General features: G+C 70.0%; 6 protein-coding genes. All 6 read right to left on the bottom strand.

Annotated elements, in window-relative coordinates; translation table 11 throughout:
- Positions 1-261 precede the first annotated feature (261 nt).
- A complete protein-coding gene (locus ACIP82_RS34190; RefSeq protein ID WP_363611234.1) occupies positions 262-1947 on the bottom strand; it encodes a ribonuclease J in 1686 nt (561 codons plus the stop codon).
- Between the two features lie 169 nt (positions 1948-2116).
- Positions 2117-3016, bottom strand: a complete 900-nt coding sequence (gene dapA / locus ACIP82_RS34185) for a 4-hydroxy-tetrahydrodipicolinate synthase (RefSeq protein WP_400659127.1) — start codon at positions 3014-3016, stop codon at positions 2117-2119.
- A 215-nt stretch (positions 3017-3231) separates the two neighbouring features.
- Entirely contained in the window at positions 3232-3966 is a 735-nt protein-coding gene (thyX, locus tag ACIP82_RS34180) for an FAD-dependent thymidylate synthase (protein WP_400659125.1), read from the bottom strand.
- Positions 3967-4007: 41 nt separating this feature from the next.
- Positions 4008-4469, bottom strand: a complete 462-nt coding sequence (locus ACIP82_RS34175) for a hypothetical protein (protein ID WP_400659123.1) — start codon at positions 4467-4469, stop codon at positions 4008-4010.
- A gap of 25 nt (positions 4470-4494) precedes the next feature.
- On the bottom strand, positions 4495-5241 hold the full coding sequence (gene dapB, locus ACIP82_RS34170) for a 4-hydroxy-tetrahydrodipicolinate reductase (RefSeq protein ID WP_363611226.1): 747 nt from the start codon (positions 5239-5241) through the stop codon (positions 4495-4497).
- A gap of 58 nt (positions 5242-5299) precedes the next feature.
- The gene (locus tag ACIP82_RS34165; protein ID WP_400659120.1) at positions 5300-6676 is read right to left on the bottom strand and encodes a M16 family metallopeptidase; all 1377 of its coding nucleotides are present in this window, start codon (positions 6674-6676) and stop codon (positions 5300-5302) included.
- Positions 6677-6736: the final 60 nt, after the last annotated feature.

Raw genomic sequence — 6736 nt, 5'->3', positions numbered from 1 at the left:
TTCCTTCAGGCCGCCTTCCAGCGGGCCCTCCGGGCGCTTCGTTCTTTCGTGTTCTCAGCTTATCAGATGTTTTCCGCTCCGTTTTCCGGAGTTTCGTTTATCTGATTGGCTTTCGCCTTTCGGCGCTCCCGAACTCTATCAGAGTTTCTCGGGCCACTTTCCGCTCCCGAATTCCATTCGAAAGCTTCCGGCCGTCCCGTGGGGCAACCCGGAGAACGTTACGCACCGGGCCGCCCCACGTCAAACCGGGCAGTGGAGGGGTCAGACCTCGACCACGACCGGCAGGATCATCGGCCGGCGGCGGTAGTTGTCCGCCACCCACTTGCCGATGGTCCGGCGGACCAGCTGCTGGACCTGGCGGACCTCCAGGACGCCGTCGCCGGCCGAACGCTCCAGGGCCTCCTGGAGCTTGGCGACGACCGGGCCGAACGCGTTGTCGTCGATACCGGAGCCGCGGGCCTGGATGGTCGGGCCGCTCACCATCTTGCCGTTGGCGGAGTCGACCACCACGAAGACGGAGATGAAGCCCTCCTCGCCGAGGATCCTGCGGTCCTTGAGCGAGGCCTCGGTGATGTCACCGACCGAGGAACCGTCCACGTAGACGTAGCCGGCCTGCACCTTGCCGACGATCCGGGCGACGCCGCCCTCCAGGTCGACGCAGACACCGTCCTCGGCGATGACCGTGCGGTTGCGCGGCACACCGGTCGCCATGCCGAGGTCGGCCGCGGCCCGCAGGTGGCGCCATTCGCCGTGGACCGGCATCAGGTTCCGCGGCTTGCAGATGTTGAAGAAGTACAGCAGCTCGCCGGCCGAGGCGTGGCCCGAGACGTGCACCTTGGCGTTGCCCTTGTGCACGACCTTGGCGCCCCAGCGGGTCAGGCCGTTGATCACCCGGTACACGGCGTTCTCGTTGCCCGGGATCAGCGACGAGGCCAGGACGACGGTGTCGCCCTCGACGATGCGGATCTGGTGGTCGCGGTTGGCCATCCGGGACAGCGCGGCCATCGGCTCGCCCTGCGAGCCGGTGCACACCAGCACGACCTCCTTGTCCGGCAGGTCGTCCAGGGTCTTCACGTCGACGATCAGGTTGCCCGGCACCTTCAGGTAACCGAGCTCCCGCGCGATGCCCATGTTGCGGACCATCGAGCGGCCGACGAAGGCCACCTTGCGCTTGTACTCGTGCGCGGCGTCCAGCACCTGCTGGATGCGGTGCACGTGGCTGGCGAAGGAGGCGACGATGATGCGCTTGTCCGCGTTCGCGAAAACGTTTCGCAGCGCGACCGAGATGTCGCGCTCGTGCGGGATGAAGCCGGGGACCTCGGCGTTGGTGGAGTCCACCAGCAGCAGGTCCATGCCCTCCTCGGCCAGCTTGGCGAAGGTTGGCAGGTCGGTGAGGCGGCCGTCGAGCGGCAGCTGGTCCATCTTGAAGTCACCGGTGGCGACGACCATGCCGGCCGGCGTCCGCACGGCGACGGCCAGCGCGTCCGGGATGGAGTGGTTGACCGCGATGAACTCGCAGTCGAACGGGCCGATGCGCTCGCGCTGGCCCTCCTTCACCTCCAGCACGTACGGCCGGATGCGGTGCTCGGTGAGCTTGGCCTCGATCAGGGCGAGGGTCAGCTTCGAACCGATCAGCGGGATGTCCGGGTTCTCCCGGAGCAGGAACGGGACGGCACCGATGTGGTCCTCGTGCCCGTGGGTCAGGACGATGCCGTCGATCTTGTCGAGACGGTCCCGGATGTAGCTGAAGTCCGGCAGGATCAGGTCGACGCCGGGCTGCTCGTCCTCGGGGAAGAGGACACCGCAGTCGACGATGAGAATGCGGTCCCCGTATTCGAAGACCGTCATGTTGCGGCCGATCTCGCCGAGGCCGCCGAGCGGAGTGATGCGGAGGGCGCCCTCCTTGAGTGCGGGGGGCGCGCCGAGTTCGGGGTGCGGGTGGCTCAAAAGACTCTCCTCACGACGCACGCCATATGCCCGGGGTCCTCCCCCTGGAGACATATGGCGTGTGTACTCAGTGTCGGTTTCCTACTGGGTCGGTGCTCTCACGCCTTCGTCCGGTTCAGCGGCAGACCCCGAGAGGTCCGGCGAGCCGGGGCGCGCACGTCTGTGTCTGTTACAGGTGTACCCCGCCGGCGGCGAGATCCTTCTTCAATCGCACGATCTCCTCGGCGGTCGCCCCCACCAGCGGCAGCCGCAGCGGCCCGGCCGGCAGGCCCTGGAGCTCCAGCGCGGCCTTGGTGAGGATGACACCCTGCGTGCGGAACATACCGCTGAAGACCGGGAGCAGGCCCTGGTGGATCGCCGTGGCCTTGGCCACATCGCCGCCCAGGAAGGCCTCGATCATGCTGCGCAGCTCGCCGGCGACGACATGCCCGACCACGCTGACCACACCGACGGCTCCGACGGACAGCAGCGGCAGGTTGAGGACGTCGTCCCCGGAGTACCAGGCAAGGTCGGAACGGGCGATGGCCCAGGCAGCGGCGCCGAGGTCGCCCTTGGCGTCCTTGTTGGCGACGATCCGCGGGTGCTCACCGAGCCGGACCAGCGTCTCGTGGGCGAGCGCGACGCCGCTGCGGCCGGGGATGTCGTAGAGCATGACCGGCAGGCCGGTGGCGTCGGCGATGTGCGTGGTGTGCCGGTACAGACCCTCCTGCGGGGGCTTGCTGTAGTACGGCGTGACGACCAGCAGGCCGTGCGCTCCGGCGGCCTCGGCCTGGCGGGCCAGCTCCGCGCTGTGGTGGGTGTCGTTGGTGCCGACACCGGCCACCACGTGGGCCCGGTCCCCCACGGCCTCCACCACGGCGCGGACGAGCTGGGCCTTCTCGGCGTCGCTGGTGGTCGGGGACTCACCGGTGGTGCCGTTGACGACGAGTCCGTCGTTGCCGGAGTCGACGAGGTGCGCGGCGAGGCGCTGGGCGCCGTCGAGGTCGAGACCGCCGTCGGCGGTGAACGGAGTCACCATCGCGGTCAGGACCCGGCCGAAAGGCGTCTGGGGGGTGGAGGTCGGAGCCATGCGTCCAAAGCTACTCGTAGGCGGTGGGGCGGTACCCATGCCGGTCCAGGGTTCGGACAGGTGTAGCACTCAGGGCGGCGGGAGAATGGGATCCCGGTGCTGCATGCTCGGGGGTTCAAGCAGCACCGGAATCCGTGTCACGAGCGTAGGGAGCGGCTAGAAAAGCCGCAATCCAGACATTCTGGACAAGCCGTCCATATGCCTGTCGTCCCAGCTCAGGGGGCGACTCGGCCGTGCTTCTCAAAGGCCGCATGGGTGAGCGGCATGAGCCGTGCCCACTGCTCCTCCATCCGCTCGGCGACCATCTCGATCTCGCGCTGCGGGAAGGACGGCACGCTGGCGTTCTCCTTCTTCGTCCGCAGCGACAGGAAGTGCATCAGCGAGCGGGCGTTGCAGGTCGCGTACATCGACGAGAACAGACCGACCGGCAGCACCGCCCGGGCCACCTCGCGGGCGACGCCGGCCGCCAGCATCTCCTGGTAGCGGCGGTACGCCTCGCGGTACGCCGCCTCCATCGCCCCGGTGACGGTCCGGTGCTGCTCCGGGGTGCCCTCGACGAACTCGTAGCGGCCCGGCCGGCCCTGCTGGACCAGCCTGCGTTCCTCGCCCGGCACGTAGAAGACCGGCTGCAGCTCGCGGTAGCGGCCGGACTCCTCGTTGTACGACCAGCCGCTGCGGTGGCGGTGAAACTCCCGGAAGACGAAGATCGGCGCGCTGATGAAGAAGGTCATCGAGTTGTGCTCGAACGGCGTGCCGTGCCGGTCCCGCATCAGGTAGTTGATCAGACCCGTGGACTTCTCCGGGTCCTGCTGCAGCGCCTCCAGGGACTGCTCCCCCGCCGTCGAGACCCGCGCCGCCCAGATGACGTCCGAGTCGGCGGCGGCGCTGCGGACCAGTTCCACCGTGACGTCGCTGCGGAACTGCGGGGCGGTGCCCACTTCGTCGCTCACGCGAGAATCCTCCAGAGTTCGGGTACGTGCCGGCCGACAGCCTAGCCCGCGGGGATCGGCGCACTGGCCGCGCCGTGAAGCCGGATGGCGTGCGCCATCGTCTTGCGGGCGCGCGGGGTGTCGCCGGCGTCGGCGTACGCCACGGCGAGGCGGAACCAGACCCGCCAGTCGCCGGGCGCCGCCTCCGCCTCCGCCTGGCGGCGGGTGAACACCTCGTCGGCCGAGGCCCGGTCGATCCGTCCCCCGGCCGTGCGCCGCAGCTCGTCCACCGGCAGGCCGCCCTCGGCCTCCAGCTCCCGGGCGAGCCGCTCACTGGCCCGGCCGAAGCGGACGGTCTGCCGCAGGAACCAGACACCGATCAGCGGGATGACGAAGGCGCAGAGCCCGATGCCGATGCCGAGCGGCTTGCCGGTGGCGATCAGCTGCAGACCCTCGCCGACGCAGATCAGGGCGACCAGCAGCAGCACGGCGGCGAGCACGAAGAAGCCGGTACGCGAGGTCATGCGGCGCTCCAAGCGGTGATCACGGTCACAGGTCCAGGAAGTGTTCGAGGCCGAGGGTGAGCCCCGGCGTCTCCACCACCTTGCGCACCCCGAGCAGGATGCCCGGCATGAAGCTGCTGTGGTGCAGCGAGTCGTGCCGGATGGTGAGGGTCTCGCCGGTGTCGCCGAACATCACCTGCTGGTGGGCGAGCAGCCCGCGCAGCCGGACGGCGTGCACCGGCACCCCGTCCACGTCGGCGCCGCGGGCGCCCGGCAGGCTGTGGGTGGTCGGGTCCTGCTGGCGCGGCCGGCCCGCCTCGGCCCGGGCGGCCGCGATCAGCTGGGCGGTGCGGGTGGCGGTGCCGCTGGGCGCGTCGGCCTTGCGGTCGTGGTGCAGCTCGACCACCTCGACCGACTCGAAGTACTTGGCGGCCGTCTGGGCGAACTTCATGCCGAGCACCGCGCCGATGGAGAAGTTCGGTGCGATCAGCAGGCCCAGCTCCGGTGCCTCGTCCAGCCAGCCGCGGACGGTGGCCAGCCGCTCGTCCGTCCAGCCGGTGGTGCCGGTGACCACGTGGATGCCGTGGTGCAGGCAGTAGTCGAGATTGCCCATCACCGAGTCGGGGTGGGTCAGCTCGACCACGGCCTGCGCACCGGCGTCGGTGAGCTCGGAGAGCTTCGACTCCCGGCCGAGGGTGGCGACCAGTTCCATGTCCGGGGCGGCCTCGACGGCCTTGACGGCCTCCGAGCCGATCCGGCCCCTGGCACCGATCACGGCGACACGCAGCGTCATGACGAACTTCCCTTCAGACCAGTGGGACCAGCAAGAGCAACACGACCGGCGGCGCCGGTCAGACCAGCAGGTCGGCGAGCCGGGCGGCCCGCTTGTCGCTGACCGGGCCGATCAGCGCCAGCGACGGCCGGTACGCGCCCAGCACATCACGGGCCACCGCGTGGACGTCGTCCAGGGTCACGGCCGCGATCTTCGCCAGTATGTCGTCCACCGACAGATGGTGGCCGTAGCTCAGCTCGGCCTTGCCGATCCGGTTCATCAGCGAGCCGGTGTCCTCCATGCCGAGCACGGTGGAACCGGAGATCTGCCCGATCGCCCGCTGCAGCTCCTCCTCGGTGATGCCCTCGGCGACCACCTTGGCGAGCTCCTCGCGGCAGATCCGCAGCACCTCCTCGACCCGCTTGGGCTGGCAGCCCGCGTAGATGCCGAACAGGCCGCTGTCCGCGTACGACGAGGAGTACGAGTACACCGAGTACGCCAGGCCGCGCTTCTCCCGGACCTCCTGGAACAGCCGCGAGCTCATCCCGCCGCCGAGGGCCGCGTTGAGCACGCCCATCGCCCAGCGGCGCTCGTCGTGCCGGGGCACCCCGGGCACGCCCAGCACCAGATGGGCCTGCTCGGTGCTGCGGTTGAGCACCTCGATCCGGCCGGCCGTCCGCAGCGCCTTGACCCCGCGCCGGGCCTCGGCGGGCGCGGCCGTGGAGCGGGCCAGCATCGGCGCGAAGGCCCGCTCGACCTGCCGGACCACCTTGCGGTGGTCCAGGTTGCCGGCCGCGGAGACCACCAGCTGCTCGGGCCGGTAGCGGCGCTGGAAGAAGCCGGCGATCTGGTCGCGGGTCAGCCCCCGGACGGTCTCCTGGGTGCCGAGGATCGGGCGGCCCAGCGGGCCGTCGCCGAAGATCACCTTGGCGAAGAGGTCGTGCACCACGTCGCCCGGGTCGTCCTCGGCCATCGCCATCTCCTCGAGGATGACGCCGCGCTCGGCCTCCACGTCCTCCGGGCGGATCAGCGAACCGGTGAGCATGTCGCAGACCACGTCGATGGCCAGCGGCAGGTCGGTGTCCAGGACCCGGGCGTAGTAGCAGGTGTTCTCCTTCGCGGTGAAGGCGTTCATCTCGCCGCCGACCGCGTCCAGGGCCGCCGAGATGTCCAGCGCGCTGCGCCGCTCGGTGCCCTTGAAGAGCAGGTGCTCCAGGTAGTGGGTGGCGCCGTTGAGCTGCGGGGTCTCGTCCCGCGAACCGACGCCGACCCAGATACCGAAGGTCGCGGAGCGCACCGTCGGCAGGGTTTCGGTGACGACCCGCAGGCCGCCGGGGAGGACGGTGCGGCGCACCGTGCCGGCGCCGTCCACGCCCTTGAGCAGGGTCCGGGTGGTGCCGGGGCGCTGCTTCGCCGCCGAGGCCTGAGCCACGGGGTGTACCTCCGTAGAAAGCATGTGCAACAACAGGGTGCGGCCCGCACGCCGACGTGGCGTGCGGGCCGCGGGGTCAACTAG

This window comes from Kitasatospora sp. NPDC088548 (assembly GCF_044753005.1).
Lineage (GTDB): Bacteria > Actinomycetota > Actinomycetes > Streptomycetales > Streptomycetaceae > Kitasatospora.
Note: the sequence above shows the minus strand (reverse complement) of the source record. Positions and strands in the feature narration are given on the sequence as shown.